The sequence below is a fragment of the Chryseobacterium sp. SORGH_AS_0447 genome (assembly GCF_030818695.1).
Taxonomy (GTDB): Bacteria; Bacteroidota; Bacteroidia; order Flavobacteriales; family Weeksellaceae; genus Chryseobacterium.
In genome coordinates this window covers 4,025,562-4,050,867 of the sequence record NZ_JAUTAR010000001.1, presented here as the reverse complement: position 1 = coordinate 4,050,867, position 25,306 = coordinate 4,025,562, and the positions used below count along the sequence as shown (strand labels likewise).

The 25,306-nt window shown below is 40.1% G+C and carries 16 protein-coding genes, 14 tRNA genes and 3 rRNA genes; 32 read left to right on the top strand and 1 reads right to left on the bottom strand.

Translation table 11 applies throughout. The annotated features are described in order from the left end of the window. Positions 1 to 685 precede the first annotated feature (685 nt). Positions 686 to 823 carry a hypothetical protein gene (locus tag QE422_RS18380; RefSeq protein WP_307461569.1) on the bottom strand — a complete coding sequence of 46 codons (138 nt, stop codon included), beginning with the start codon at positions 821 to 823 and terminating at the stop codon, positions 686 to 688. An 814-nt stretch (positions 824 to 1,637) separates the two neighbouring features. Here QE422_RS18380 and QE422_RS18375 point away from each other — a divergent pair. The 32 genes from QE422_RS18375 to QE422_RS18220 all read left to right on the top strand — a co-directional run bounded on the left by QE422_RS18375 (position 1,638) and on the right by QE422_RS18220 (position 25,290). Then, positions 1,638 to 3,154: ribosomal RNA gene (locus tag QE422_RS18375) — 16S ribosomal RNA — on the top strand. Positions 3,155 to 3,376: 222 nt separating this feature from the next. After that, positions 3,377 to 3,450, top strand: a tRNA-Ile gene (locus tag QE422_RS18370). 80 nt (positions 3,451 to 3,530) lie between these two features. Next, positions 3,531 to 3,604: transfer RNA gene (locus QE422_RS18365), tRNA-Ala, on the top strand. 158 nt (positions 3,605 to 3,762) lie between these two features. Next, positions 3,763 to 6,522 (top strand): 23S ribosomal RNA (locus QE422_RS18360). A gap of 151 nt (positions 6,523 to 6,673) precedes the next feature. Then, positions 6,674 to 6,782, top strand: a 5S ribosomal RNA gene (gene rrf / locus QE422_RS18355). The 16S, 23S and 5S rRNA genes sit together here with 2 tRNA genes alongside, the layout of an rRNA operon. A 396-nt stretch (positions 6,783 to 7,178) precedes the next feature. Further along, positions 7,179 to 7,820 (top strand): hypothetical protein, encoded by a 642-nt coding sequence (locus QE422_RS18350; protein WP_307461567.1) that lies wholly within the window; start codon positions 7,179 to 7,181, stop codon positions 7,818 to 7,820. 88 nt (positions 7,821 to 7,908) lie between these two features. Next, complete coding sequence (locus tag QE422_RS18345) at positions 7,909 to 9,042, top strand: AAA family ATPase (RefSeq protein ID WP_307461565.1); 1,134 nt, start codon at positions 7,909 to 7,911, stop codon at positions 9,040 to 9,042. Beyond that, entirely contained in the window at positions 9,015 to 9,758 is a 744-nt protein-coding gene (locus QE422_RS18340) for a hypothetical protein (protein ID WP_307461563.1), read from the top strand. Before QE422_RS18345 ends, QE422_RS18340 begins: the two co-directional genes overlap by 28 nt. Positions 9,759 to 9,858: 100 nt before the next feature. Then, positions 9,859 to 12,144, top strand: coding sequence for a hypothetical protein (locus tag QE422_RS18335; protein ID WP_307462401.1), 2,286 nt, complete (start codon positions 9,859 to 9,861; stop codon positions 12,142 to 12,144). Beyond that, entirely contained in the window at positions 12,134 to 13,831 is a 1,698-nt protein-coding gene (locus QE422_RS18330) for an APC family permease (RefSeq protein ID WP_307461561.1), read from the top strand. The genes QE422_RS18335 and QE422_RS18330 overlap by 11 nt, the downstream gene beginning before the upstream one ends. After that, the gene (locus tag QE422_RS18325) at positions 13,824 to 14,843 is read left to right on the top strand and encodes a lipopolysaccharide assembly protein LapB (protein WP_307461560.1); all 1,020 of its coding nucleotides are present in this window, start codon (positions 13,824 to 13,826) and stop codon (positions 14,841 to 14,843) included. The genes QE422_RS18330 and QE422_RS18325 overlap by 8 nt, the downstream gene beginning before the upstream one ends. A gap of 5 nt (positions 14,844 to 14,848) precedes the next feature. Beyond that, a complete protein-coding gene (locus QE422_RS18320) occupies positions 14,849 to 15,133 on the top strand; it encodes a hypothetical protein (RefSeq protein WP_307461558.1) in 285 nt (94 codons plus the stop codon). An 815-nt stretch (positions 15,134 to 15,948) separates the two neighbouring features. Beyond that, positions 15,949 to 16,022 (top strand) — tRNA-Ile (locus QE422_RS18315). A gap of 286 nt (positions 16,023 to 16,308) precedes the next feature. Continuing rightward, positions 16,309 to 16,381, top strand: a tRNA-Arg gene (locus QE422_RS18310). Positions 16,382 to 16,447: 66 nt separating this feature from the next. Then, positions 16,448 to 16,519, top strand: a tRNA-Pro gene (locus QE422_RS18305). A 359-nt stretch (positions 16,520 to 16,878) separates the two neighbouring features. Beyond that, a tRNA-Glu gene (locus QE422_RS18300) sits at positions 16,879 to 16,950 on the top strand. A 62-nt stretch (positions 16,951 to 17,012) separates the two neighbouring features. Further along, a tRNA-Met gene (locus tag QE422_RS18295) sits at positions 17,013 to 17,085 on the top strand. Between the two features lie 134 nt (positions 17,086 to 17,219). Next, positions 17,220 to 17,293 (top strand) — tRNA-Lys (locus QE422_RS18290). Between the two features lie 385 nt (positions 17,294 to 17,678). Beyond that, positions 17,679 to 17,760, top strand: a tRNA-Cys gene (locus QE422_RS18285). 156 nt (positions 17,761 to 17,916) lie between these two features. Continuing rightward, positions 17,917 to 18,003: transfer RNA gene (locus QE422_RS18280), tRNA-Tyr, on the top strand. Positions 18,004 to 18,168: 165 nt separating this feature from the next. Beyond that, positions 18,169 to 18,240: transfer RNA gene (locus tag QE422_RS18275), tRNA-Glu, on the top strand. A 273-nt stretch (positions 18,241 to 18,513) separates the two neighbouring features. Continuing rightward, positions 18,514 to 18,587, top strand: a tRNA-Leu gene (locus tag QE422_RS18270). Between the two features lie 88 nt (positions 18,588 to 18,675). Further along, positions 18,676 to 18,748: transfer RNA gene (locus tag QE422_RS18265), tRNA-Phe, on the top strand. 108 nt (positions 18,749 to 18,856) lie between these two features. Continuing rightward, positions 18,857 to 18,929: transfer RNA gene (locus QE422_RS18260), tRNA-Gln, on the top strand. A 355-nt stretch (positions 18,930 to 19,284) separates the two neighbouring features. Next, the gene (locus tag QE422_RS18255; protein WP_294246131.1) at positions 19,285 to 19,770 is read left to right on the top strand and encodes a ribonuclease H-like YkuK family protein; all 486 of its coding nucleotides are present in this window, start codon (positions 19,285 to 19,287) and stop codon (positions 19,768 to 19,770) included. An 80-nt stretch (positions 19,771 to 19,850) separates the two neighbouring features. Further along, on the top strand, positions 19,851 to 20,663 hold the full coding sequence (locus QE422_RS18250) for a RimK family alpha-L-glutamate ligase (RefSeq protein WP_307461555.1): 813 nt from the start codon (positions 19,851 to 19,853) through the stop codon (positions 20,661 to 20,663). An 82-nt stretch (positions 20,664 to 20,745) separates the two neighbouring features. Next, complete coding sequence (locus QE422_RS18245; protein WP_307461553.1) at positions 20,746 to 21,456, top strand: ATP-grasp domain-containing protein; 711 nt, start codon at positions 20,746 to 20,748, stop codon at positions 21,454 to 21,456. Between the two features lie 12 nt (positions 21,457 to 21,468). Further along, positions 21,469 to 21,852 (top strand): cyclic-phosphate processing receiver domain-containing protein, encoded by a 384-nt coding sequence (locus QE422_RS18240; RefSeq protein WP_307461551.1) that lies wholly within the window; start codon positions 21,469 to 21,471, stop codon positions 21,850 to 21,852. After that, positions 21,839 to 22,396 (top strand): DinB family protein, encoded by a 558-nt coding sequence (locus tag QE422_RS18235; RefSeq protein ID WP_307461549.1) that lies wholly within the window; start codon positions 21,839 to 21,841, stop codon positions 22,394 to 22,396. The genes QE422_RS18240 and QE422_RS18235 overlap by 14 nt, the downstream gene beginning before the upstream one ends. A gap of 87 nt (positions 22,397 to 22,483) precedes the next feature. Beyond that, positions 22,484 to 23,509, top strand: a complete 1,026-nt coding sequence (locus tag QE422_RS18230) for an RNA ligase, Rnl2 family (protein ID WP_307461548.1) — start codon at positions 22,484 to 22,486, stop codon at positions 23,507 to 23,509. Positions 23,510 to 23,564: 55 nt separating this feature from the next. Continuing rightward, the gene (locus tag QE422_RS18225; protein WP_307461546.1) at positions 23,565 to 24,083 is read left to right on the top strand and encodes a hypothetical protein; all 519 of its coding nucleotides are present in this window, start codon (positions 23,565 to 23,567) and stop codon (positions 24,081 to 24,083) included. A gap of 265 nt (positions 24,084 to 24,348) precedes the next feature. After that, positions 24,349 to 25,290, top strand: coding sequence for an MBL fold metallo-hydrolase (locus QE422_RS18220; protein ID WP_307461545.1), 942 nt, complete (start codon positions 24,349 to 24,351; stop codon positions 25,288 to 25,290). Positions 25,291 to 25,306: the final 16 nt, after the last annotated feature.

Sequence of the window (25,306 nt, the reverse complement as noted above, 5' to 3'; positions counted from 1 at the left end):
TCTAATGCATCCTATAATTACTAAGTAGATTTCCACGATGAATTTACATACTATATATAGGTATAAGAATATTTTATTAATATGATTAAAAATACTACTCTCCGTGATTTCTCATTCTAATATTTCCTTTTTTTAATACTAAAAACTTCCATCCATATTTTATAAACACTTTCAACTCCATAACTCCACACCCCTCCAACTTTCAATTTTTATAGGAGCTGAATCCGGCTCTTTGCTTTTACTCCTCGCGCCTGGCTTTCCAGCGGCTGATCCTCCAGCTTTGCCTTTGCGTACTGTGGGGTAGCCGCTACGATCCGGGCTATGGTGGTCGTCTTTTATGACAGGCAGTCTATAACAATCTGTCTTTTCCCTTTTTCTTTAATATGAATGCATCTATCTTTTATACTAATTAGGAACACCTATAATAAACACCAACCTCAAATAGCCTTAAGTCCTGCAGGGGCGGTTTACATCAGTCCCGGGCGCAGCCTGGGGTAAGAACAGTTATTTAAAAAGTCGAGCCCTGAAAGGGCTTTATCAATAGCCCGGGGTTAAAAACCGCGGTAATAATCCAGCCCTGAAGGGGTGTGATCTTGTATGCAGTTATTATGGATCTGCGGTTATCTATTTTATTTATCCATTTACTTCATCCCTCAATACTTCATTCCATGCTTATTATTCCTTCTCAGTTTACAGTCTTTCCTTTTTCTTCATTCTCATGATTACTTTCTTCCTTTCCCAAATCTCCATTCTCTCTTGCTCTTCCTCTTTCTTTACTTCCTTCCCGCCAACCCTTTCGCATCCTTCCGCGATACCCTTTCATCCTCCAACTTTCCGACCCTCACTTCCCCATACCTCCTTCCAGAAGACCCTCTCACACTCCAACGCTCCAACGCTCCAGCACTCCCGCCCTTAAACTCTTCCAACATTCCCGTCCTCAAACTCTTTTACTCTCCAGCTTTCTTCACCTTTCCTTTAATCTAAGGCAACTTTCCCTCAATGTGGATAAGTCTGAAGCTTGTTTTAACTCCTGTGCTGTTAGGGCCTTACCCTTCCTACTTACCCACAAAGAGTAATTTATATGAATATTATGTTAACAATATTTGGAGGATTGGGTAATAAGTTTCTATCTTTGCCCCACTGAAAACGAGAGTAGTTCAGTAAGCGCAGAAGAGCTTTTAGATAAGCGGATATTATTTTAAAGAAAACTACTTTATATAGAGATGGAGGGTTTGTTTTTTATTTCTTTTGGAATAAAGAATAAATACTTTTCTATGGTTATGGAAGATACGGTTTAATCGGTTTTAGGATCAAAAACTTTTTTTAGAAAAGAGTTGCGGGAATAAAAAAGATTTGTATCTTTGCAGTCCCGATTAAGGGGAGCGCAGGAGTAGAGGGATTGAATGTTTAGAGAGGGTTAAGGTTAAGAAAAAAAACTTTAAAATTTCTTTTCAAAACATTTGGTCATTTAAAAATAAGTTATTACTTTTGCACTCGCAAATACGAAAGCAACACTGACAGAAACGATTGCTACGTTACAAAGCGAGAGATAAAGAAGATCATTGACATACAATATAACAACCAAGTAAGGAAAAACTAAAGCGTAAAAAAACTTTGAGTGAGCCTGGAACAAACATACAATGGAGAGTTTGATCCTGGCTCAGGATGAACGCTAGCGGGAGGCCTAACACATGCAAGCCGAGCGGTATTTGTCTTTCGGGACAGAGAGAGCGGCGTACGGGTGCGGAACACGTGTGCAACCTGCCTTTATCTGGGGGATAGCCTTTCGAAAGGAAGATTAATACCCCATAATATAATGAATGGCATCATTTATTATTGAAAACTCCGGTGGATAGAGATGGGCACGCGCAAGATTAGATAGTTGGTGAGGTAACGGCTCACCAAGTCGATGATCTTTAGGGGGCCTGAGAGGGTGATCCCCCACACTGGTACTGAGACACGGACCAGACTCCTACGGGAGGCAGCAGTGAGGAATATTGGACAATGGGTTAGCGCCTGATCCAGCCATCCCGCGTGAAGGACGACGGCCCTATGGGTTGTAAACTTCTTTTGTACAGGGATAAACCTACTCTCGTGAGAGTAGCTGAAGGTACTGTACGAATAAGCACCGGCTAACTCCGTGCCAGCAGCCGCGGTAATACGGAGGGTGCAAGCGTTATCCGGATTTATTGGGTTTAAAGGGTCCGTAGGCGGATCTGTAAGTCAGTGGTGAAATCTCACAGCTTAACTGTGAAACTGCCATTGATACTGCAGGTCTTGAGTAAGGTAGAAGTGGCTGGAATAAGTAGTGTAGCGGTGAAATGCATAGATATTACTTAGAACACCAATTGCGAAGGCAGGTCACTATGTCTTAACTGACGCTGATGGACGAAAGCGTGGGGAGCGAACAGGATTAGATACCCTGGTAGTCCACGCCGTAAACGATGCTAACTCGTTTTTGGGCTTTCGGGTTCAGAGACTAAGCGAAAGTGATAAGTTAGCCACCTGGGGAGTACGTTCGCAAGAATGAAACTCAAAGGAATTGACGGGGGCCCGCACAAGCGGTGGATTATGTGGTTTAATTCGATGATACGCGAGGAACCTTACCAAGGCTTAAATGGGAATTGATCGGTTTAGAAATAGACCTTCCTTCGGGCAATTTTCAAGGTGCTGCATGGTTGTCGTCAGCTCGTGCCGTGAGGTGTTAGGTTAAGTCCTGCAACGAGCGCAACCCCTGTTACTAGTTGCTACCATTAAGTTGAGGACTCTAGTAAGACTGCCTACGCAAGTAGAGAGGAAGGTGGGGATGACGTCAAATCATCACGGCCCTTACGCCTTGGGCCACACACGTAATACAATGGCCGGTACAGAGGGCAGCTACACAGCGATGTGATGCGAATCTCGAAAGCCGGTCTCAGTTCGGATTGGAGTCTGCAACTCGACTCTATGAAGCTGGAATCGCTAGTAATCGCGCATCAGCCATGGCGCGGTGAATACGTTCCCGGGCCTTGTACACACCGCCCGTCAAGCCATGGAAGTCTGGGGTACCTGAAGTCGGTGACCGTAAAAGGAGCTGCCTAGGGTAAAACAGGTAACTAGGGCTAAGTCGTAACAAGGTAGCCGTACCGGAAGGTGCGGCTGGAACATCTCATTTTAGAGTCTCGTTCATACGAGAATAAACAAAATTACGGACATGAAGATGTCCACAGGACTTACTTAAAGTTCAAGCTTTAGTTTTTTATTGGTTGCTTATATTAAAAATACAAAACCCACTAGAAATTAGTATAAGGGATAAGAGATTGAGAAGAGAGGTGAGAGAAGGGAATGACTATAGTAACTATATCATTCATCACTTATCATTTATCACTCATAACAGAGTCTCGTAGCTCAGCTGGTTAGAGCGCTACACTGATAATGTAGAGGTCGGCAGTTCGAGCCTGCCCGAGACTACTAATTAAGTTGAAGGTTTAAAGTTTATGGTTCAAGGTTAAGGCATTGAACATGAAACCTTAAACATTAAACTACTAGAGGGGGAATTAGCTCAGCTGGCTAGAGCGCCTGCCTTGCACGCAGGAGGTCAAGGGTTCGACTCCCTTATTCTCCACAGTTTTGGAAGTTTGATTTAAAAGTTACGGATGGAGCCAAAAACAACATCTGTTCATCAGACGGAAGAGAAGATATTAAGATCATTGACATTAACGGTAAAGACATCACAAAGAGAAAACCGAGCACTTATAAGTGCTTGAGTAACCTAAAAATAGGAAAGAAATCGTTAAGGGCGTATGGCGGATGCCTAGGCTTTCAGAGGCGAAGAAGGACGTGGTAAGCTGCGAAAAGCTCGGGGGATTGGCACACACGAATTGATCCCGAGATGTCCGAATGGGGCAACCCAATACATTGAAGATGTATTACTCTAATTTATTAGAGAGCAAACCCGGAGAACTGAAACATCTAAGTACCCGGAGGAAAAGAAATCGAAGAGATTCCGTAAGTAGTGGCGAGCGAAAGCGGATTAGCCCAAAAGCTTTTATATGTTTAATAGAATGTTCTGGAAAGAACGGCCATAGAGGGTGATAGCCCCGTATATGAAAGGCATACATAAGTGATAAATGAGTAGGGCGGGACACGTGAAATCCTGTCTGAATATGGGGGGACCATCCTCCAAGGCTAAATACTCCTGAAAGACCGATAGTGAACAAGTACTGTGAAGGAAAGGTGAAAAGCACTTCGAATAGAAGGGTGAAATAGAACCTGAAACCGTACGCCTACAAGCGGTCGGAGCAGATTAATTCTGTGACGGCGTGCCTTTTGCATAATGAGCCTACGAGTTAATTTTACTAGCGAGGTTAAGGACTTCAGGTCCGGAGCCGGAGCGAAAGCGAGTCTGAATAGGGCGCATAGTTAGTAGGATTAGACGCGAAACCTTGTGATCTACCCATGGGCAGGTTGAAGCTTTGGTAACACAAAGTGGAGGACCGAACCGGTTGACGTTGAAAAGTCTTCGGATGACCTGTGGGTAGGGGTGAAAGGCCAATCAAACTGGGAGATAGCTCGTACTCTCCGAAATGCATTTAGGTGCAGCGTCGTATATAAGTTTATTAGAGGTAGAGCTACTGATTGGATGCGGGGGTTTCACCACCTACCAATTCCTGACAAACTCCGAATGCTAATAAATGTTCTACGGCAGTGAGGGCATGGGTGCTAAGGTCCATGTCCGAGAGGGAAAGAACCCAGACCAACAGCTAAGGTCCCCAAATTTCTGTTAAGTTGAAGCAACGCGGTTGGACTGCATTGACAGCTAGGATGTTGGCTTGGAAGCAGCCATTCATTTAAAGAGTGCGTAACAGCTCACTAGTCGAGCGGTCCGGCATGGATAATAATCGGGCATAAACAGAATACCGAAGCTATGGATTTGTAATTATATTACATCTGGTAGGAGAGCATTCTATCGGCGTAGAAGCTGAGTCGTGAGGCTTGGTGGAGCTTATAGAAAAGAAAATGTAGGCATAAGTAACGATAAAGGGGGCGAGAAACCCCCTCACCGAAAGACTAAGGTTTCCTCAGCCATGCTAATCAGCTGAGGGTTAGTCGGGACCTAACGCGAACCCGAAAGGGGTAGTGGATGGACAATGGGTTAATATTCCCATACTTGCTCACACTAAAAAGGGGACGGTTCGATGTAGCTACTAAAGACGGACGGAAGTGTCAAGGCCTAGCCTTCGGGCGAAGCTGCTGTAGTGTAATCGGATCCAAGAAAAGCCGAAGTGAAGCAACCCGTACCAAAACCGACACAGGTGGTCGAGGAGAGAATCCTAAGGTGCTCGAGTGAGTCGTGGCTAAGGAACTAGGCAAAATAGTCTCGTAACTTCGGAAGAAGAGACGCCAGCAGCAATGCTGGCCGCAGTGAAGAGGCCCAGGCGACTGTTTATCAAAAACACAGGACTCTGCTAAATCGAAAGATGCTGTATAGGGTCTGACACCTGCCCGGTGCTGGAAGGTTAAGGAAGGGCGTTAGCGTAAGCGAAGCGTTTGACTGAAGCCCCAGTAAACGGCGGCCGTAACTATAACGGTCCTAAGGTAGCGAAATTCCTTGTCGGGTAAGTTCCGACCTGCACGAATGGTGTAACGATCTGGGCACTGTCTCAGCCACGAGCTCGGTGAAATTGTAGTATCGGTGAAGATGCCGATTACCCGCAATGGGACGAAAAGACCCTGTGAACCTTTACTATAACTTCGTATTGACTTTGAGTAAGTAATGTGTAGGATAGGTGGGAGGCTTTGAAGCAGGCACGCTAGTGTTTGTGGAGCCGACGTTGAAATACCACCCTTTACTTACTTGGAGCCTAACTTCTTTTAGAAGGACATTGCGTGGTGGGTAGTTTGACTGGGGTGGTCGCCTCCAAAAGAGTAACGGAGGCTTTCAAAGGTACCCTCAGCACGCTTGGTAACCGTGCGTAGAGTGTAATGGCATAAGGGTGCTTGACTGTGAGACCTACAAGTCGATCAGGTGCGAAAGCAGGACATAGTGATCCGGTGGTTCCGTATGGAAGGGCCATCGCTCATAGGATAAAAGGTACTCCGGGGATAACAGGCTAGTCTCCCCCAAGAGCTCACATCGACGGGGAGGTTCGGCACCTCGATGTCGGCTCGTCACATCCTGGGGCTGGAGAAGGTCCCAAGGGTTGGGCTGTTCGCCCATTAAAGTGGCACGCGAGCTGGGTTCAGAACGTCGTGAGACAGTTCGGTCTCTATCTATTGCGGGCGTTAGATGTTTGAGAGGGCTTGATTCTAGTACGAGAGGACCGAATTGAACAAACCTCTGGTGTATCAGTTGTACCGCCAGGTGCACCGCTGAGTAGCTATGTTTGGAAGAGATAAACACTGAAAGCATATAAGTGTGAAACTCGCCTCAAGATGAGACATCTTTTAAGGGTCGTGGGAGATGACCACGTTGATAGGCTACAGGTGTAAAGTTGGTAACAGCATAGCCGAGTAGTACTAATTACCCGTAGATTTATTGCCTATTGGTTCTCAATAAAGCCTTATAAGTGCAACCAAGGTTTTGCCTTTGTGATGAAATTTACCGATAAATTGATTTAAGGTTCAATGTTTAAAATTCAAAGTGATAAACTTTGAACATAAAACTAAAAACCTTAAACCTATATACAACCTTTAGGGTGGTTTTAGCGGTGGGGCTCACCTGTTCCCATTCCGAACACAGAAGTTAAGCCCACCAGCGCCGATGGTACTGCGAATAGCGGGAGAGTAGGTCGCCGCCAGTTTTTATTAAAAGTCTCATGCATTTATTTGTATGAGACTTTTTTTTTGCTCAAGATTCAAGATTTAAAGTTCAAGGTTCAAGGTTTAAAGTTTAAAGTTTAAAGTTTAAAGAGGATGCTCCCAAGAAAGGAAAAATACAGCAGCAATCATAGCACCACAACCTATACAAAGTCTTACCTCATCATTCATCAATTATCAATTATTACCAATTGCTTATTGCTCATTACTTATATTTATCGCTCAATAAGGATCTAATCATATTATAAAATGATTTTATTTCTCCTTTCACTTCAACAAAATCAAATCGTTGGATATGTTTTCTAATTTATTCTATTCATTATCTTTTAATTCAGAAATAAAATTTAAAATTCATAAATTATATTTTTTATTTTTGTTAGATGTTGCAGCCGAAATCTCCATTTTTAGACACTTTATTCTTATTAAGAAAAGAAGAGTGCATCACTATTTTTACCAGTCTTCAGGAAATTTCTCAACAAGAGGAAAAGGACGCTGCGGACTATTTTGAAACGGAGTTTGAAAAGGAACGACTGGATTTTCTCTCTGATAAAATCAGCTTTGATAGTAAAAGTGCTGTTTGGGCTGCAAAAATTCTTTATTACAGTGCTCAACTGCATTTGATAAGAGAAAATACAGAAAAGGATTTACACATGTTGATTCCTTCTTTTACAGGAAACAGAACGATTTCAACGTTATTATCAGCCGATCTGTCATTAAGGTTTTTACCCCAGGTTATTTCCGCTCTGCAAAATACAGATCCAGAAGATCCTTTAATTGGGATCCTCGAAAATATTTTAAAACAATTTCATTATTCCGCGGTGGGATTAGATCTGCATCTGTCTGGTATGAGTTGGGAAGAAGAATTAAAAGACAGGACCTACCGAAAGTTATACCTTGAAAGAATTGTAGAAAGAAAAGCATATTCATTAGCCGAAATTCCATATATCAATCAATTACTGATTGCGGAATTCGGACTTTATAAAGATGTTTTCTGGAAAGAATTAAAAATTGTAAGTAAATGAGATTAATCAAATTTTTTAAGTAATATCTTTCTAATTGAATAACTAATACCGTAGAATTTACACTTTCTGTTAAAAATTACATAACATAATGACTCAAAATATAGAAAAATTAAACACCGTTCTTACCTACGTAAAAGATACTTTTGTCGGAAAAAATGACGTCGTCGATTTACTGGGAATTTGTCTGCTGGCAAGAGAAAATGCCTTTTTGTACGGACCTCCCGGAACCGCAAAATCTGCCATTGTCAGGACTTTGGCTAAAACTGTAAAAGACGGGAAAAACTTTGAATATCTCCTGACCCGTTTTACCGAACCGAATGAAATATTCGGCCCTTTCGATATTCGTAAATTAAAAGAAGGAGAATTACTGACCAACACTGATGGAATGATGCCCGAGGCTTCACTGGTTTTTCTGGATGAAATTTTCAATGCCAACTCCGCAATTCTGAATTCTCTGCTGATGGCCCTCAACGAAAAAATGTTCAAAAGAGGAAAAGAGACAAAACATATGCCGGCACTGATGTTTGTGGGAGCCAGCAATGTGCTGCCTGAAGATGAAGCATTGAATGCTTTGTTCGACCGTTTCCTGATCCGGATCAATGTGGATTATGTGAGCCCGGATCTTCTGCACCAGGTACTTTTAGCCGGAAGAAAGCTTGAGAACAATACCGGAGCTGAAGTGCCGGAAATCCTCTCCCATGAAATTCGTGAGCTTCAGGACTTGTGTAAAACGGTAGATTTAAAACCTGTTTATGAAGTTTATTTAAATACCATAATCAATCTCCGGAATACGGGAATCGCCATTTCGGACCGTAGAGCCGTAAAATTGCAGAATCTGATCGCGGCAAGCGCCCTGATTTGTGGCAGAAACGAGGCCATATTATCAGATTTATGGGTATTGAAACATATCTGGGATACGGAAGAGCAAATTGAAATTCTCGAAGGAATTATCAACCGGACGATTGAAAAAGACGACCACCTGAAATCCCATCCGCAGGCAATGCAGAACAAAACGCCGAATCCGGAAGAAGTGATGAAAGATGTAAAAATCTTAATGGAAAAATGGAATGGAGGATCTTTAAGTTTTGAAGAGCAGAATGTGATCAAAGATAAATTAAGATACCTTCAGACCCGTTGCGACTGGATCAAAAATCCTGAACAGAAACAATACATTCAACAAGAAATCGAAAGTCTATGGCAAAAGATTCTTCAGACGGTCTAAAAGAATTCTGGGCAGAAATTCCCCGTGAAGATGAAGACTTTTTAGGTTCGGTACGGGATTGGAAAAATGTTCAGATTGCATTGGAAGAGGATGTCATATGGCTAAAAGGTTTCACAGATGAGCAGGCGGTTTCTGCAGAAATTCAACAGCTGCCTAATTTTCTGATATACGAATTAAGGGACGGGCTGTTATTCAGGAAAGATGCCCTGATTCCAAGCAAAAAAATGAGAACGGCTTTGCTTTGGACTCCCATTGATAAAGCGTTGCGTTTAACTTTTCCATCATTCAATCCTAATTTTTTTAGAATTGATGAGAAAATTGAAGTTAAATTAAAACCAGGCGAGGAAGAACATCCTGCAACAGCCTTATTATGTTCGGTAGAAGAAATCAGAGAAACTATCATCACGCTGCCAAAATTTAAATTAGAGAAAATCGACTGGAGTATTATTAATGACCAGGCTTTATTTATTGGAAATCCCTTACTGAGTTTACCGGGAAAAACCTTTTGGTCGAAAGACGGTCATCTTTTACCGGCAGGTTATGATTTTGAGTTTAAAAACCTGAGTTCTTTATTGCAGAGAAAATACAATACGGGACGCGATCAGTGGTTGTTGTGGAATGAAAACGGAAGTGTTCTCCATCTGAATAAGGATGATTTCCGGAAACTTTCTGTAAGTTCATTCCGTTTGACTTTAAAATCACAGGAATGGATATAGTTGCTTATTTTCAATCGTATATCAACTATTTTTGGGAATGGACAACGGATGAAGATATTCCTGACGATACCCGGTATAATGATAACAACCTTCTCTTTCGATCCCGAATGTAGGAGCGATTGCTTATAGACCTTATGTCATTGAAATCCTCAAAGAATTAAAAGAGTCTGGGTTTCCTCCCTTTGGTTCTTTGCTGCTTGTTTTATATGCGCTTCATGATGGCTACCTGAATCTGGATGGTGTTTTTTATCATCTGAACAGACAAAAGGGTATGTTAGCGGAAAATAGTTCGGACGTTAATCTTGCCATAAAATTTTTAGAAAATATAAATACCATCGGAGGCTCCTTCAAGAAAGGACGGAATAAGATCATTCTTTTACAGACCATTTTTAAAGACAGTCACAATCAGATTTCTTCCGTCAATTCAGGGTTAATCTTAAAAATATTTGAAACAAAGCCTCAAATCATAGGCGAAGCTGCTGTTAAAAAGGATCTGACTTCAATCGCGGTCAACAGAGATATTAAAACGTTAGCACTGCTTCAGAATAAATTTCCGACTCCGGAATCCATCATAAATGCTATGAAAGGGTTTACGGATCTTCCCGAACTGGAGGATGAAGTAGTGGAAGAAGAAACGACAGTGGAAACCGGAAAGGATTTCATTCAGGAACTCGTCGAAGAACCGAAAACGTTTCAGGTCGGAAGTTTAATTAAAAGAATATGGAGCGGACTGAAAATTCCGATGCGCCATCTTTCACCGGGAGAGCAGCCGATCGGGGGAATTTCGGATATGACGAATAAAGGCGAGCTGCACCGGATGCTTTTGTCTGAATTTGCCAATGAGGATGATGTCTTTATGAACCGTGTGGCCAACAATGAAGCATTGTATATCCAAAGAGAGATTCCCCCCGAAGAAAATATTTTTGAAAGAATTATTTTAATCGACACTTCCCTGAAAAACTGGGGAACGCCGAAAGTTTTGGCGTTTGCATCGGCCATTGCAGTCATCAAACATCCGAAAGCCCATTCGGAATGTAAGGTTTTTGCATTGGGACAGAACATCATCCCGATTGCTTTGGATAAAGTAGATGAAATAGTGGAAAACCTAAATCAGGTAAGTCCGGTTTTGGAAGTTTCGCATACGCTCGAAAGGTTTTTCCAGGAAGAGCATAAAGAAAAAGATCTGGAAGTATTTTTTATTACCAATCAGGAAAATGTAGCAAATCACAATCTTCAGAAAGTAATTCATGAAAACAGGGACCGCCTGAAATTTCTGGTAACAACTTCCGCAAATGGGGAGCTGAACTTTTACAAGCATCACAAAGGCACACGGAAACACATCCAGAAAATTATGCTGCCGTTGCAGGAATTGTGGGCCAATCCACCTGAACGGAAACGGAGAACGGAAAATAAGCTTTCAGGAAACGGCAAAAAAGCGGATGTTCCGTTTAATTACCCGCTATTGTTTCCTGCACCGATCAATAAAATCGCCACTTTTCTGTATGAAGGTGAATTTTATATACTCAGCAATAAAAAACAGCTGCTGAGAACTTATCTCTCGGATAATTATTACAACCGGGATTACTATGATACCTATAAAACCCATCATGGATGTGAAGTATTAGTTGATGGTATTTCCGTAAAACCGAAAGGTCAGTTTGCATTAGCGAGAAATAAACAGGGGGATTTTATCTTATGTCAGTATTTGCCCGATAAAAAACTGATTTCCAAATTAAATTTAAATACCAAAGAATATTCTGAGCTGAATCTAACGGGTAAAAGAGAATTGCCAGATAGTCTTAAATTAACTTATTTTAGTAAAAAGTTTTATTTGCGTAATAGAACATCACCTTGGATTTTTGAGATAAGTATTGATGGCAATATTAGTTTGGAAACAGTTAAAAATGATTTTGAAATAGATAAAAATATCTTAAAAGCTGAAAAAGAACTTAATAAATTAACTCACAGCGGACTGAAAATCCTGAATAATTTTCATAACATCGGAATCAACACGGAAAAAAAACTGATCGTTTCAAATAATGAGCTGAACAAATACAGCGAAGATTCGATCACGTTTTACAGAAACAATCATCCGTTGAAAATTTACACCGAGCAGAATAAAAACAAATTCATTTTTTCAGATGGAAGTGAGATTATTACGGATTCCCGGGGAATGCTTACATTTAAAAGCAGCAACAAAAAGATACCGGAATTTTATATTCCTTCCACAGAATATGGGAATCTGGCATTGGCAACGCATACCGAATTCGGAGGTTCCGAATATTATTTGCCGCAGAATACCCTGCTGAAAGTAAGGACGATGGAAGAAATGTACGCCGATTATATGGAACGGTTTATCGATCAAATCTGGGAATATGGAACTTAGAATCAAACCTTTTCCGAAAAACAGCTATCCAAAAAAAGGACTTTTGATTAAAGGGTCTTCACCGCTCGTGTGGCTTCGTGAGATGGAAATTTTAGGAATCAATCTGAATGAGGTTCTGTCATTTCCGGTTCCTGCTTCCGAACCGAATGCCTTGTATGGATGTTTCCTGGTTTTCGAAGATTTAGCTCCGAGTGAAATCGGCAGAAATGCTTATTTCCAAGGGGTCGACGACAAATTTTTCATTCCTGAAAACACCCTGTTTTATCCGAAGATCAATCCTGAAGACTGGCAATTGGCCGATGCGACATTTCTTCTCATGCATCCCGAATTCGGATTGGTCAAGCTGAATGAAGAAATCGACTGGCTGTCAATAATTCAGAACCCAGAACCTTCGGGAGATCAGGTAAGAAAACCTTTGAAAGGAGTACGCATTCCGCAGAAAATTGAAAGTTTTACGGTGGAAATGGATGATGAAAAAATCCTGGAGGCACTGCAGAAACCGCAGACTGAAGAAGAATGGATGAATAATCTTCCCTTTGATCTGAAAAAAGTAATGGCCGGAAACAAAAAGGAAATTGAAAAGTATTTAAAATATATCGAAAAATATCCGGACCGGGCAGTTGAGCTGGGGGTTCCCCTGGATATTATGGGAACATCGAGAGGCGACGGTTTCGGGATTTTCAAATTTAAAATTCCCTGGCTGGAAAAACTCTTCGGTAAAAAAGAGGACGATTCTTTCAATGAAAAATCTTCAGGGAAAAGTTATGGTTGGGTATTCTGGGTTATCCTGTTAATGCTCGGGCTGGCAAGAGTGTTTATGACTTTTAACCAAAATCAATCCAAAGAATCGCAGACAGTTTCCTCAGGCAAAATTCAGCCTCCCGAAAAAACCATGATGGCTCCTGTAGTAGCTTATAAGTCAGGGGTTACGGATATCGATCTGAAAATCGATTCACTGTATGGAAAAAAGCGGAGAGAACTTATGAAGGAGCATATGAAGGCGTCATTAAGCATGAGCAAGCCTGACGAAAAAAGCTATCAGGAATATCTGGAAAACGGCGGAAGACCAATCGACAAAATTCAGGATGATATTTTCAGGCTGAATGATAAAACAGATGCCGCAACAGATTCTCTTAAAAGGGTTTACCGGAAAAAAATTGTAAAATATCTGGCTCAGAACGAGCAACAGATCAGAAAAAAAATAGCAGATTCCATTCAGAAAACAGGATCGGGAAAACCGGCGGATGAAGGAATTGTAAAAACCATTATGAAAAAGAAAGCCGTTTTGATAGAAGATTCTCTTGGAAGGCTTTATGGAACAAAAGAATATCCGCAGGTTCCGCCTCCTATTGTATCAGTAAATGCCAAAAACAATAAAGCAGAAGAAAAAAGTATCTCTTTTGCTGAAATTTTCTGGCTGATTGTGGCTATGACGGGTGCAGTCGGACTGTATTCCTTCGTGGTTAAAAAAAGATCCCTGAATGTAGGTGGGGAAAATGTTCCTGGCGGAATTAAAATTTTCCTGATGGGTATTCTCGTTGCCATGCTGGCTTATATCTTCTATCCGCTGATCGGGATGTTCGGCTACAACTGGTTTGTGTGGATTCTTATCATAGGAGTCGTACTGCTTCTGTACCGCCTTTTCAGTGAAGACAAAACCATTTTAAAATCCGATAAGCATGAATAAGCAGCAATTTATCGAAAAATTCATGGCCGCGTTCTTTATTCTCATCATCATAAAGGTGATCGGAATTCTGGCGCAGCTTTTCCATCAAAGCTTCTGGAGTGTGATCGGTACGCTGGTCATTTTCATTATTGTCGCTTTCATCATTCTTGGGGTGATCATGCAGCTCGAAAAAAAGGAAAAAGAAAAGAATTCTTCCGGCAGAAAAGGGGAAAGAGGAGGAAACATTTATCTGGAGGCTTCTGTTTTTGATAAAATCAGGAATAAATACGAAGAGCTGGCCCAAAAATACATCAGTGAAAAAGATTACAGAAGGGCAGCAAAAGTATATATAAATTTGCTGAAAGACTACTATCGTGGAGCGAAAACCCTGGAAGATGGCGAATTGTACAATGAAGCTGCAGTTATTTATCTTAAAAAACTGAAGAATAAATCTGAAGCCGCAAGCTGTTACGAAAAAGCAAAACAATATAAAAAAGCAATCGATCTATACAAAGAGCTCGAGCAAAAAGAAAAAGTAGGAGATCTGTACAGGCAGATGAATGATGCTAAAAATGCCAATATTTATTATCAGATGGTTGCTGATGATTACGTAAGCAACAACCAGATGGTAAAAGGCTCATTGATTTACCGTAAAAAAATGGAAATGCCTGATGAAGCACAGCAGATTTTATTGAAAGGTTGGGAAGAAGACCGCGATGCATTCAATTGTCTGAACAATTATTTTGCTAATATTTCAGATGTTAAAAAATTAGATCAACAGATCCAGGAACTTTATGAGAAAACGTCTTCTGAGAAAAAAACTGTTTACCTAGAAGCTATGAAGTATGAATTTAAGAAAGATCCGAAGCTCCAATCTACCACAAGAAATATTGCCTACGAAATTATTGCCGAAAAAGTAGCTACCCGTTCGGAAATCGTAAATGAGCTGAAACATTTCAACCCGGAGGATGAAGTGATTCTGAAAGATATTTCGAGATACAAGATGGGAAGAAACAGAATGTTTAGGAATTAATTAATTTGAAAAATAACACAGTTAAATATCTTCATTTAGAACGCGACGGCAAAAGTGCTTTTGAAATCGCTGAGGAAATTACTGCTGCAGCCATAACACCATTATATGCAATAAAAAAGATAAGAGAAATATTTCCGCACCTTTCTCTGATGGAATCAAAAGAAATTGTGATTATTGCCACTACCAAATACAAAAGTTTATATGATTATCAGGGAAGCCTGTTGCCCGATCTGGAAGAATTCGGTAGAATACTTGATGAAGAAGAAATCTATAAAAAACTACGGGAATAAGGCTTCCGAAACCATTCGGTTTTATGATCAGGATCAATAAACACTTCTTTGGCTTCAGAAAAATATTTATCTTTGCCGCAACAAATTTATGACAATACAAAGAGCACATATCAGTTTAAATCTATGCGATCGCCCTGTACTAAAGGGATCGTTTGGGTATGAAGGAATGATATCGGATGAGGCGAAACGTGCTTGCTTTGAAAAATATTTACAATAATCTCGTAAAAATTAAATCAAAATACTGCAGAAACGCCTCGATTGTCGGGGCGTTTTCTGTGTTTTTAGGGCAGAAATTATTTAGAACGAAAAAAAATAACCATAAAAGTGAAAAATTTTTAATAACAAATGAACAATTAATACGAAAATAAAGCGTGATCAGTAACCCAATGAGAGACAGTCATTTAGGTATCTAAGGCATCTGCAGAATATTGCGGACAGAAATTGTCTACCTTAAATGTTAATATTAAGTTACTGATTTTCAAATGTTTAATTGAAAAATAAATTTGTGGATTAAAAAATTTCGTCATTACTTTGCAACCGAAAATTGAAAGCAACAGGTTTTCAGCTATCAAAAAAACTTTTTTAAAACAAGAAAAATAAAATGAAACAATTTAACAACATATTCAATTTATCTTCAAGAGAACACGGCACACAGCCGATGGGGCAGGGATATGCGTGTGTTATTCTTCTTGACAGTGAACTGATGGGTAAAAGGTGCTTATATAAATGGGTCGGCTAATGAACCGACACGTGTAAAAATATAGAGCGCCTCCCGAAAAGAGGCGCTTTTTTTATGCCTAAAAGATAAAATAAACGATCCCGTAGCTCAAATGGTTGGAGCATCGACCTGATACGTCGAAGGCTGAAGGTTCGAATCCTTCCGGGATTACAAAAGTGAATGATCAATTGTGAATAGTGAATTTTGATCTGCAAGTGAATAGTGAATTTACGGCCAAAGTTTAATCAAAAGCGTAAACGAAAAAAACTTAACCGCAATTCCACTCCTCTGGAGGGGTGGCGAAAATTCAAAGAATTTTTTGACGGGGTGGTTTCTATTAGTAAATGGTGAATGGTCAATTTTGCTCTGCAAGTGAATTTTAAATGGGTAAAGATTGACCATTGATCCGCAGGAATTGGCCATTAACAAGCAAAGCGGATTGACCACTCACACCAAAGGTTCCGTGGCTCAATGGATAGAGCATGGGTTTTCTAAACCCAGGGTTACAGGTTCAAGTCCTGTCGGAATCACAAAAGGTCTATGAAACGATCGGCACCGGCTGTCTCCCGGGAAAGATAATAAAATGGACCTGAAAACTGGAAAGATAACGGTGGTTGTTTACCCGCTTTGGACGCGGGAGGTCGCAGGTTCGAACCCTGCTTTCCAGACAAAAAGTGAATGGTCAATGGTGAATAGTCAATTTTGCTTCGTAAGTGAATGGTGAATTTTACAAATGCAAGATTGACATTGACCCGCAGCAATTGACAATTGACATCATATGAATAGTGAATTCTGCTTCACAAATGAATGGTCAATTTAAGGCTAAAGGTTAATCAAAAAACCCGCCTGTAAAAGCTTAACCGCAATTCCACTCCCTTGGAGGTGTGGCGAAAATTCTAAAAGAATTTTTGACGGGGTGGTTTTCTATCAGTGAATGGTCAATGGTCAATTATGCTTCACAAGTGAATTTTAGAAACGGGTTAAAATTGACCATTGACAAGCGCAGCAGATTGACAATTCATATAACGCTCCATTCGTCTAACGGTTAGGACGCCTGCCTTTCGAGCAGAAAACAAGGGTTCGATTCCCTTATGGAGTACAAAAGTGAATGGTGAATAGTGAATTTTGCTTTGCAAGCGAATTTCAAAAGTCTCAAATAACGATTTCGTAGCTCAATGGTTAGAGTATCGGTTTCATAAGCCGAAGGTTGAAGGTTCGAATCCTTCCGAAATTACTAAAGTGAATGGTGAATATTGAATTTTGCTTTGTAAGCAAATTTTAGAAATGGGTTACAATTGACTATTGACCCGCAGGAATTGACAATTAATAAGAAAAGCGGATTAATCATTTACTATTTAAATTACAAATAATCTCATAGCTCAAATGGTTAGAGCACCGGTCTTTTAAACCGGGGGTTGAAAGTTCAAATCTTTCTGGGATTACAAAAAGTGCATGGTCAACGGTGAATTTTAAAATTGACAAGCGAAGCGAATTGACCATTGACCATTGACATAAAAATAATTGTTTCAAAGAGAGCAAGAAAAGCCTGCCAAGCGCAGACGATCTTTAAGCCAAAAAAACACAAAATATAAAGGCGGGCTTTTTCTTAACCTCGGGAATAAAACAAAATGAAAAAGGTAACATAATATAATTTTTAAGTGAAATAAAGTCTGTCAAAGCGCAGAAGTTCTTACATCAATAAAAAATTTAAGACAGACTTTGTTTTTAGTGAAGATAAATATCAATCATCATTTATCATTCATCAATGATAAAAAAAGAGAAAGCAGGTAAAGATTAATCATTACCAATTCTCATTACTTATAAATCGATGGTTCGCCGAAGCGGGAGAGTCGGGGCGGTCTGCAAAACCGTTGCGTAAGCTGAGTGGGTTCGAATCCCATAACCATCTCAAGTAACTAAAATGAGATAGTTCCAGAGAAAAAGAAAAGCCTGTCGGGCGTAGAAGTTCTTATATCAAATCAAAAATAAGACAGGCTTTATTTTTCTTCAAAAAACTAAAAAACCAGAGATGAGGATGAAATATTACTCATTACTCATAAACAAAGGAAACACGCCGAAGTTGGAGAGTCGGGGCAGACTGTAAATCTGTTGCTTTACTGCTGAGCAGGTTCGAATCCTGCTGCTTCCACCAACCGCTGATAATGTAACGGCAGCATGCAGGAAATGTACTCTTGTTGTTCGGGTTCGATTCCCGGTCAGATGGTCAAAAGATAAGTGAACAGTCAATGGTCAATTTTGCTTTGCTAGTGAATTTTTTATCATTCATAAGTCAGCAGATCGGAGTTCACAATCAAATGCTCTATTCGTCTAACGGTCAGGACGTCTGCCTTTCGAGCAGAAAACAAGGGTTCGATTCCCTTATAGAGTACAAAAAACAAATGATGAGAAAAAGTGAATGGTGAATGGCCAATTTTGCTTCGCAAGTGAATTTTATTATTGATAAGCAAAGCAATGGATGTTCATTATTCAGTAAAAAATAGGAAGGGAAGGCTTTGTCAAGCGCAGACGATCTTTACAAAAGCATAACAGGTAACACTTTAACAGACAAGCCTTCTCATACCTTTATTCATCATCATTGATGATACTCATTGATAGCAGCCGGTACAGATCGTTGGCCCGTTATCAATAATACCTAATATCTGCGGGAATGGTGGAATTGGCAGACACACCTGATTTAGGCTCAGGTCTTTGGGGGTTCGAATCCCTCTTCCCGTACAAAAGATAATTGATGAATGATAAATAATGATTGATGATACAACTTAAACAATATCATTTATCGCTTATCAATCATCAATGATTATCCGGAAGAGTGGTGTAGCAGGTCTGCACGTTAGTCTGAAAAACTAAAGGTACAGGTTCGATTCCTGTCTGTTCCGCAAAATATGAGTAATAAGCAATGGGCAATGAGTAATAATGGGGAGTGCAGATGCTAAGATCATCTTAATATTACCAATTACCTATTACTCATTACTCATGAAAAAAACTGATTCATAGTGTAATTGGTCAGCACACAAGACTTTGACTCTTGTTGTTCAGGTTCGAGTCCTGATGAATCAACGAAACGTAAATGGTGAATGGTCAATCTTGCTTCGCAAGTGAATGGTCAATTTTAAAATGATTAAGATTCACAATTGACCCGCAGGAATTGACGATTGAAATGAAGTGAAGGGTGAATTTGCTTCGCAAGTGAATGGTGAATTTTAAGGCTACACTTTAATTAAAAGTACACTTGGGCAAAACCCTTAACCGCAATTTCCCTCCTTTGGAGGGGTGGCGAAAATTCTAAAAGAATTTTTGACGGGGTGGTTTTCATCAATAAAAATTGACGAACGAAGCGGATTGACCCGCAGGAATTGACCATTGACAATAGTAACAAATCAACAATTTAAACATTAAAAAACATGTAGAAAAAATGGAAACGCAACAAGAAACATGGCAGAACATGAACGGAAAAATCTTTCAGAATTCTATTACCCAGCTGGTAGAAGAAGCCATCATCCGCGAACAGGCCAATGGCCACCGACTGAAAGTATGTGTGGGATCAGACTCCCACGTATATGGAGATATCATCAGCTATGCTACGGCAGTCGTTCTGGTTCGGGAGGGAAAAGGAGCGTTTACCTTTATCAGAAAAGAAAAAGAATTCCAGCGGATCAGCATCAAAGAACGAATGCTGAATGAAGTCAACAAATCCGTAGAAATTGCCTATGCAATCTGTGCGGTGCTGGATGCTTATGGAGTGGAAATGGAGGTACACGCAGACATCAATACCGATCCGGATTTCAAATCCAATGCCGCATTGAAAGATGCCATGGGATATATTCTCGGAATGGGATATGTATTCAGAGCGAAACCTTTTGCCTTCGCAAGCTCCAACTGCGCCGATCTTATGGTGTAATGAAGCGGGAAGCAGGATGATGGAGGCTGGAAGTTAATTTCATCATCCGGCTTTTATTTTCAATCTAAAAAATTAAAATTATGAAGACTATTTTAATCATGAACGGTGAAAAATACTGGCCGGATTATTTCAGAGGATACGATGTCATTCAGAAGAAAGTTCAGACATCGGAATTTGTGGTAAAAGATTCTTCCCTGTATGTAATTGATGCAGAAGGAGTCTGTAAACCGGATATTGTTTTCTGGAGATTAGGCGCTGTCAATCCTCAGGCAAAACACAGAAGTATGTTGGAATTAATTGAATATTCGGGAATTCCGTGTGTAAATTCAGCATCAACCTTATTAACGGGGTACGACAGACTGTCGATGCTGAACAAATTGAAGAAGCTTGGGTTGCCGGTAATTAATTTTAATGTAGCTACCCATATTACCCAGCTTAAAAATATTGGGATGGATTTTCCTTTCGTTGTTAAAGTGGGAAACCATCATGGCGGATATGGGAAAAGTCTCGTTACAAATGAAGAACAATGGAATGAACTGAAAGATCTGCTGTTTATTCATGAGGATTATGTAACTGCAGAAAGGTTTATCAACTATCAATATGATATCCGTTATCTGGCAGTACAAGACAAAGTATGGGCAATGAAAAGAAGAGGCAGGTATTGGAAAGCCAATTCTTTAACCCAGGATTATCAGCTCATCGAACCGGAGAAAGGATGGATTGAAAAAGTAAAAGAATTGCAGGGAAATATCAAAGCCGATATTGTGGCGATTGATGTCCTTCAAACGGAAAGCGGAGAACAATTCATTTTAGAATACAATGATATTCCCGGACTCTCAGGATTTCCTGAAGAAGCGAAAACAGAGCTGGCAGAAATTGTGAAAAGTAAATAATATAAAAACTAGTAACCATGTATTTTCTCATTCAGTCTAATATATATATCTGGATCCCGATCATTATAAAATCTTTGACGCTTTGGAAGAATTGAATATTGATTACGGAGTCATCAATATTCCTCCAACGGTAGAGACATTAGATTTTGAAACAGACCGTAATGATGTTTTTGTATATGGTTCGGTAACGATTGCCCGACTGGCAAAACAGAAAACCCACTGGTTTCCCGGCTCTTTTTACGGAGGCAATCATTTGTATGAAATCTATTCCGGGTATTATGGCGACAACCTTCTCAACAGTAATGTATCCGTTCAGAAAATTTCAGAGAAAATGATCTGGGAAAAAGATGAAATAAAATTCATTAAGCCTTACCGGGAAGCAAAAATTTTTACGGGCAGGGTTTTCAGCGAAGCGGAATGGGAAGATTTTGTTTTCGAAGCCTTTAAAAGTCCTTCCGGCAGAATTACGGAAGATTCTTGGATTCAGATTTCTAAAGCGAAACAGACGATCAAAGAAGCGAGACTCTGGATTGTTGGCGGGCAGATTATTGATGCCGGATATTATAAATTTAATGATCAGGCGCCCTTTGAAATGGTATCAGAAGACGGAATCTGGTTTGCCAAAGAAATGCTTCGGCTTTTTAATCTTGAAGAAGCCTTTGTCATGGACATCTGTTTAACGGATGAGGGCTGGAAAATAGTTGAAATCAATTGCATCAACAGTTCAGGATTTTATCCCAATACAAACGTGAAAAGTATCATCAAAGCATTGAATATTTACTTTTCAACATAAAAAAATAAAGCAATGGAATTGACAAAAAGATTACTGTTTCTTGATGACATCAGGCGTCCGAAAGACGCTTATCGATATACGAAACAGGAGATTTTCCAAAGAGAGGACTGGCATATTGTCCGCAATTATCAGGCGTTTGTCGACAGGATTCTGGAAAAAGGCCTTCCGGAAATGATCTCTTTTGATCATGACCTTGCTGATGAACATTATTTGGAAACAGACGGTGGAAAATTTGTTGAAAAAACAGGTTACGATTGTGCCAAATGGTTGATCGAATACTGTATGGATCGTTACCTGGCGCTGCCGGAATATTATTGTCATTCCATGAATCCGGTGGGGAAACAGAATATTGAAAGCCTTTTAAACAATTTTAAAAATAATAATGGATATTTTTAGATGTATACAGGAAATAAAAATCCATCTGCAGCTCAGTTTTGACAAGGTCGACAGATGGTTTGATAAAGATAAAAAAACGCTGGCCTATCAGCCTTCAAACGGAGGCTGGACGGTTCAGCAGATTCTGGAGCATATTTATCTGACGAACTTCTACCTGCTAATCCTTATAGAAAAAGGCTCAAAGAAAGCCCTTCGGAATAATCTCCGGCTCGATTTAGATAGTGAAATAAAAAAATACAGCTTTGCTAAAGAAAAGTTTGAAAAAATAGAAGAGTACGGTGCTTTTGAATGGATTAGGCCGGAACATATGGAGCCTAAAGGGGATTTGGCATTGCACGAAATCAGAAGTTTAATTTCTATGCAGTATAAACAATGTCTGATTTATCTGGACCGGATGAAAAACGGCGAAGGACTCTTATGCAAAACGATGATGACGGTAAATGAATTGGGAAAAATTAATGTGTATGAATACATCTATTTCCTCTCGCTTCATGCCTCAAGACACCTTGCCCAAATGGAGAAGAATGAAAAAGAAGCGATTTGAGTTTTTGACTGCTTAGGTTATCTATTTTTTTCAGACAGCAATAAAACCTAACAGGTTGTAGGTAATAATAAATAAAATATTAAAAAAATGATTTTCAAAACATATAACTCGATAGAAAATGCTTACCAGGCCCGCGTGATTGATCAGATCAGGATTCAGGGCTTTGGGGATGAGGTTTTCATCGTGCAGGAAAAGGTTCATGGGGCCAATTTCTCTTTCTTTACCGACGGAAAGGAAATCAGGATCGCCAAAAGGACTGCTTTCATTGAAAAGGAAGAAAAGTTTTTCAACGCCCATCAGGTGCTGGAACGCTACAGGGAAAAGGTCATCGAAGCATTTGGAAAAGTGAAAGACCTGTATCCCGATATTGAAACCATAGTCATCTACGGGGAACTGTTCGGCGGAGGTTACAAGCATAAAGCAGTAGAGCCCGTACCGGATGCGGTAAAGGTGCAGAAAGGCATTGAATATGCTCCTCATAACGAGTTTTACGCCTTCGACATCAAGCTGAACGGAACCACCTATCTGGATACGGAGATGATCAACGGGATTTTTGAGGAAACCGGATTTTTCTACGCCAAAACCCTTTTTCAGGGAACGCTGGAAGATGCTCTGAATTTTCCGAATGTTTTCAATTCCAGAATTCCTGCATGGCTGGGATTACCAGAAATAGAACATAATATGTGCGAAGGAACGATTGTGAAAACTCTAAAAACCAGATATTTTGGAAACGGAGCAAGGGTTATCCTGAAAAACAAGAATGAAAAGTGGATTGAAAAATCCAAAGTGGTACGAAAGCAGGAGAAAAAAGTTCAGAAGCAGATCCGTTTCAGCGAAAAAGCACAGCACATCTGGGATGAGCTTCAGCAATATGCGACCGTCAACAGACTGAATAACGTCGTAAGCAAAACCGGCGAATTCGAGCCTCAAATGGCAGGGAAGATCATCGGTCTTTTTGCACAGGATATCCTGGAGGATTTCGGAAAAGATTTTCCGGATGCGTTCAATCATATTGAAAAAGAAGAACAGAAAAAGATCAACAAGAAGCTGAATACTTTGGTCATTGATGTGGTGAAAGAAGAGCTGATCAATCCGAAGGCAGAAAACTGCTGATCCGGTCTATACCGGAAGTGATGAAACTGAAAAGATAACCATTAAAGTGATCAACATGAAAAAGATAAGTACATTATTTAAGAAAGATATAAAAAACTTGGGAAGGGTAGTTAACGAAATCAATCCGGAGAACCATTGGGTTCTCAATGGGGAGGCTGTCGCTACGCAGAAGTTTGACGGTTCCGCCTGCGCGGTCATCAACGGTAAGCTGTTCAAAAGATACGATGCCAAAAGAGGAAAAACAGCTCCGGAAGGCGCAATCCCGTGTCAGGAAGCAGATCCGGTGACAGGGCATCACCCGCATTGGGTAGCTTGTCATCCTGCCGGAAAAGAAGACGTATACTTTTGGGAAGGTTTCCATGCTTTGGCTGAATCAGGCAAAGTAGAAGATGGTACCTACGAACTGATCGGTGAGAAAGTACAGGGAAATCCTGAAAATATCATAGGTCATTTGCTGGTAAAGCACGGAAGTGAAATTCTGAATCTGGAAAGACTGGATTTCGAATGGATCAAAAGCTTTTTAAGCAATCTGGAAAATAACATGGAAGGGTATTGTTTTCCATCATACTGCTGACGGCCGGATGTGTAAGATCAGGAAGTCCGACTTCGGGATCCGTAGAAAAACGGCTAAAGAACCCGTTTTTAAATAAAACTGAGTTTCGGTAAATATTTTATCGGAACTTTTTATGTGTTAAACTTAACCTTAAAAGTAAGATGATTAGACAGCTGTTTGTCATTCCGTATGAATCCAGGCAAAGTCTAGAGAAAAAATTACGTTTAGATTCCTGTGGAATCATAAGCTATATTTACATCTTTATGGTTATTAAAAATTAGAAAAAATGTTACAGGCAGAAATAAAAAGTCTTTTTAAAGAAGACATCAGCATATTAATAAAAGTCCCGAATTCAGCAAAGCATTATCTGTGCGATTGTGGTGAAGCGAGTTTGTTGACGGTAAAAGAAGTGCAATCGGTATCGGCGGTATTTATCAGTCATACCCACATTGACCATTTTTCAAACTTTGACGGCATTTTCAGACACCAGATCGGAAGCGGGGAAAAAGTGGTGATCTGCGGACCGGAAAATATTCATCAACAAATTGAAGCAAGGTTAAAATCCTACACTTGGAACCTGATCGACGAAAACGCCATCGAATATGAAATCCGCGAAATCGTTTCACCCGAAGAAATTAACGTGTATAAAATCCGTCCGCCGCATTGGAATCTTGAAGAGGTAAAAACACAGGATTTTCTTTTTGAAGATGAATATGTAACAGTCGATTTCGCTATTCTGGATCATAAAACGGATTCCATTGCTTACCTATTTAAGGGAAAAGATTCAGTGAGTTTTAATGAAAACGTTTCTGAATTCAAAAAAGGAAAATGGATCAGCGAACTGAAGAATGCTTTTGAAAAGAATGAAACCAATAAAGCGATTGAAATAGAAGGAACGGTTTACAAAGCTTCGGAATTATTCCATCTGCTGACCCGGAATGAGGGTTATAAACTCGGTGTGATCATGGATCATGCGGCAGAGGAAGGCAACTATGAAAAAATAAAGACGGTTTTCAGCGGCGCGGATCTGGTGTACATCGAAACCTTTTATAAAGATGAAGATCAGGAATTTGCAAGATTGAACCATCACAGTTTCGCTTCTGCTTCCGGATCGATTATGAAAGCTTGTAAAGTAAAAGAAGCCATTCCTGTCCATTTTTCAAGAAGGTATACGGAAAACGACAGGCTTGAAATTGAAACTGCTTTTTACAAGGCGTTCAAAGATTAATTAGAACAATTTTAAA

Excerpts from the sequence above, each read along its gene's own strand:
- QE422_RS18380 (WP_307461569.1), bottom strand. The coding sequence starts at position 823 with ATGAAAGGGTATCGCGGAAGGATGCGAAAGGGTTGGCGGGAAGGAAGT.
- QE422_RS18350 (WP_307461567.1), top strand. The coding sequence starts at position 7,179 with ATGTTGCAGCCGAAATCTCCATTTTTAGACACTTTATTCTTATTAAGA.
- QE422_RS18345 (WP_307461565.1), top strand. The coding sequence starts at position 7,909 with ATGACTCAAAATATAGAAAAATTAAACACCGTTCTTACCTACGTAAAA.
- QE422_RS18340 (WP_307461563.1), top strand. The coding sequence starts at position 9,015 with ATGGCAAAAGATTCTTCAGACGGTCTAAAAGAATTCTGGGCAGAAATT.
- QE422_RS18330 (WP_307461561.1), top strand. The coding sequence starts at position 12,134 with ATGGAACTTAGAATCAAACCTTTTCCGAAAAACAGCTATCCAAAAAAA.
- QE422_RS18325 (WP_307461560.1), top strand. The coding sequence starts at position 13,824 with ATGAATAAGCAGCAATTTATCGAAAAATTCATGGCCGCGTTCTTTATT.
- QE422_RS18255 (WP_294246131.1), top strand. The coding sequence starts at position 19,285 with ATGGAAACGCAACAAGAAACATGGCAGAACATGAACGGAAAAATCTTT.
- QE422_RS18250 (WP_307461555.1), top strand. The coding sequence starts at position 19,851 with ATGAAGACTATTTTAATCATGAACGGTGAAAAATACTGGCCGGATTAT.
- QE422_RS18240 (WP_307461551.1), top strand. The coding sequence starts at position 21,469 with ATGGAATTGACAAAAAGATTACTGTTTCTTGATGACATCAGGCGTCCG.
- QE422_RS18235 (WP_307461549.1), top strand. The coding sequence starts at position 21,839 with ATGGATATTTTTAGATGTATACAGGAAATAAAAATCCATCTGCAGCTC.
- QE422_RS18230 (WP_307461548.1), top strand. The coding sequence starts at position 22,484 with ATGATTTTCAAAACATATAACTCGATAGAAAATGCTTACCAGGCCCGC.
- QE422_RS18225 (WP_307461546.1), top strand. The coding sequence starts at position 23,565 with ATGAAAAAGATAAGTACATTATTTAAGAAAGATATAAAAAACTTGGGA.
- QE422_RS18220 (WP_307461545.1), top strand. The coding sequence starts at position 24,349 with ATGTTACAGGCAGAAATAAAAAGTCTTTTTAAAGAAGACATCAGCATA.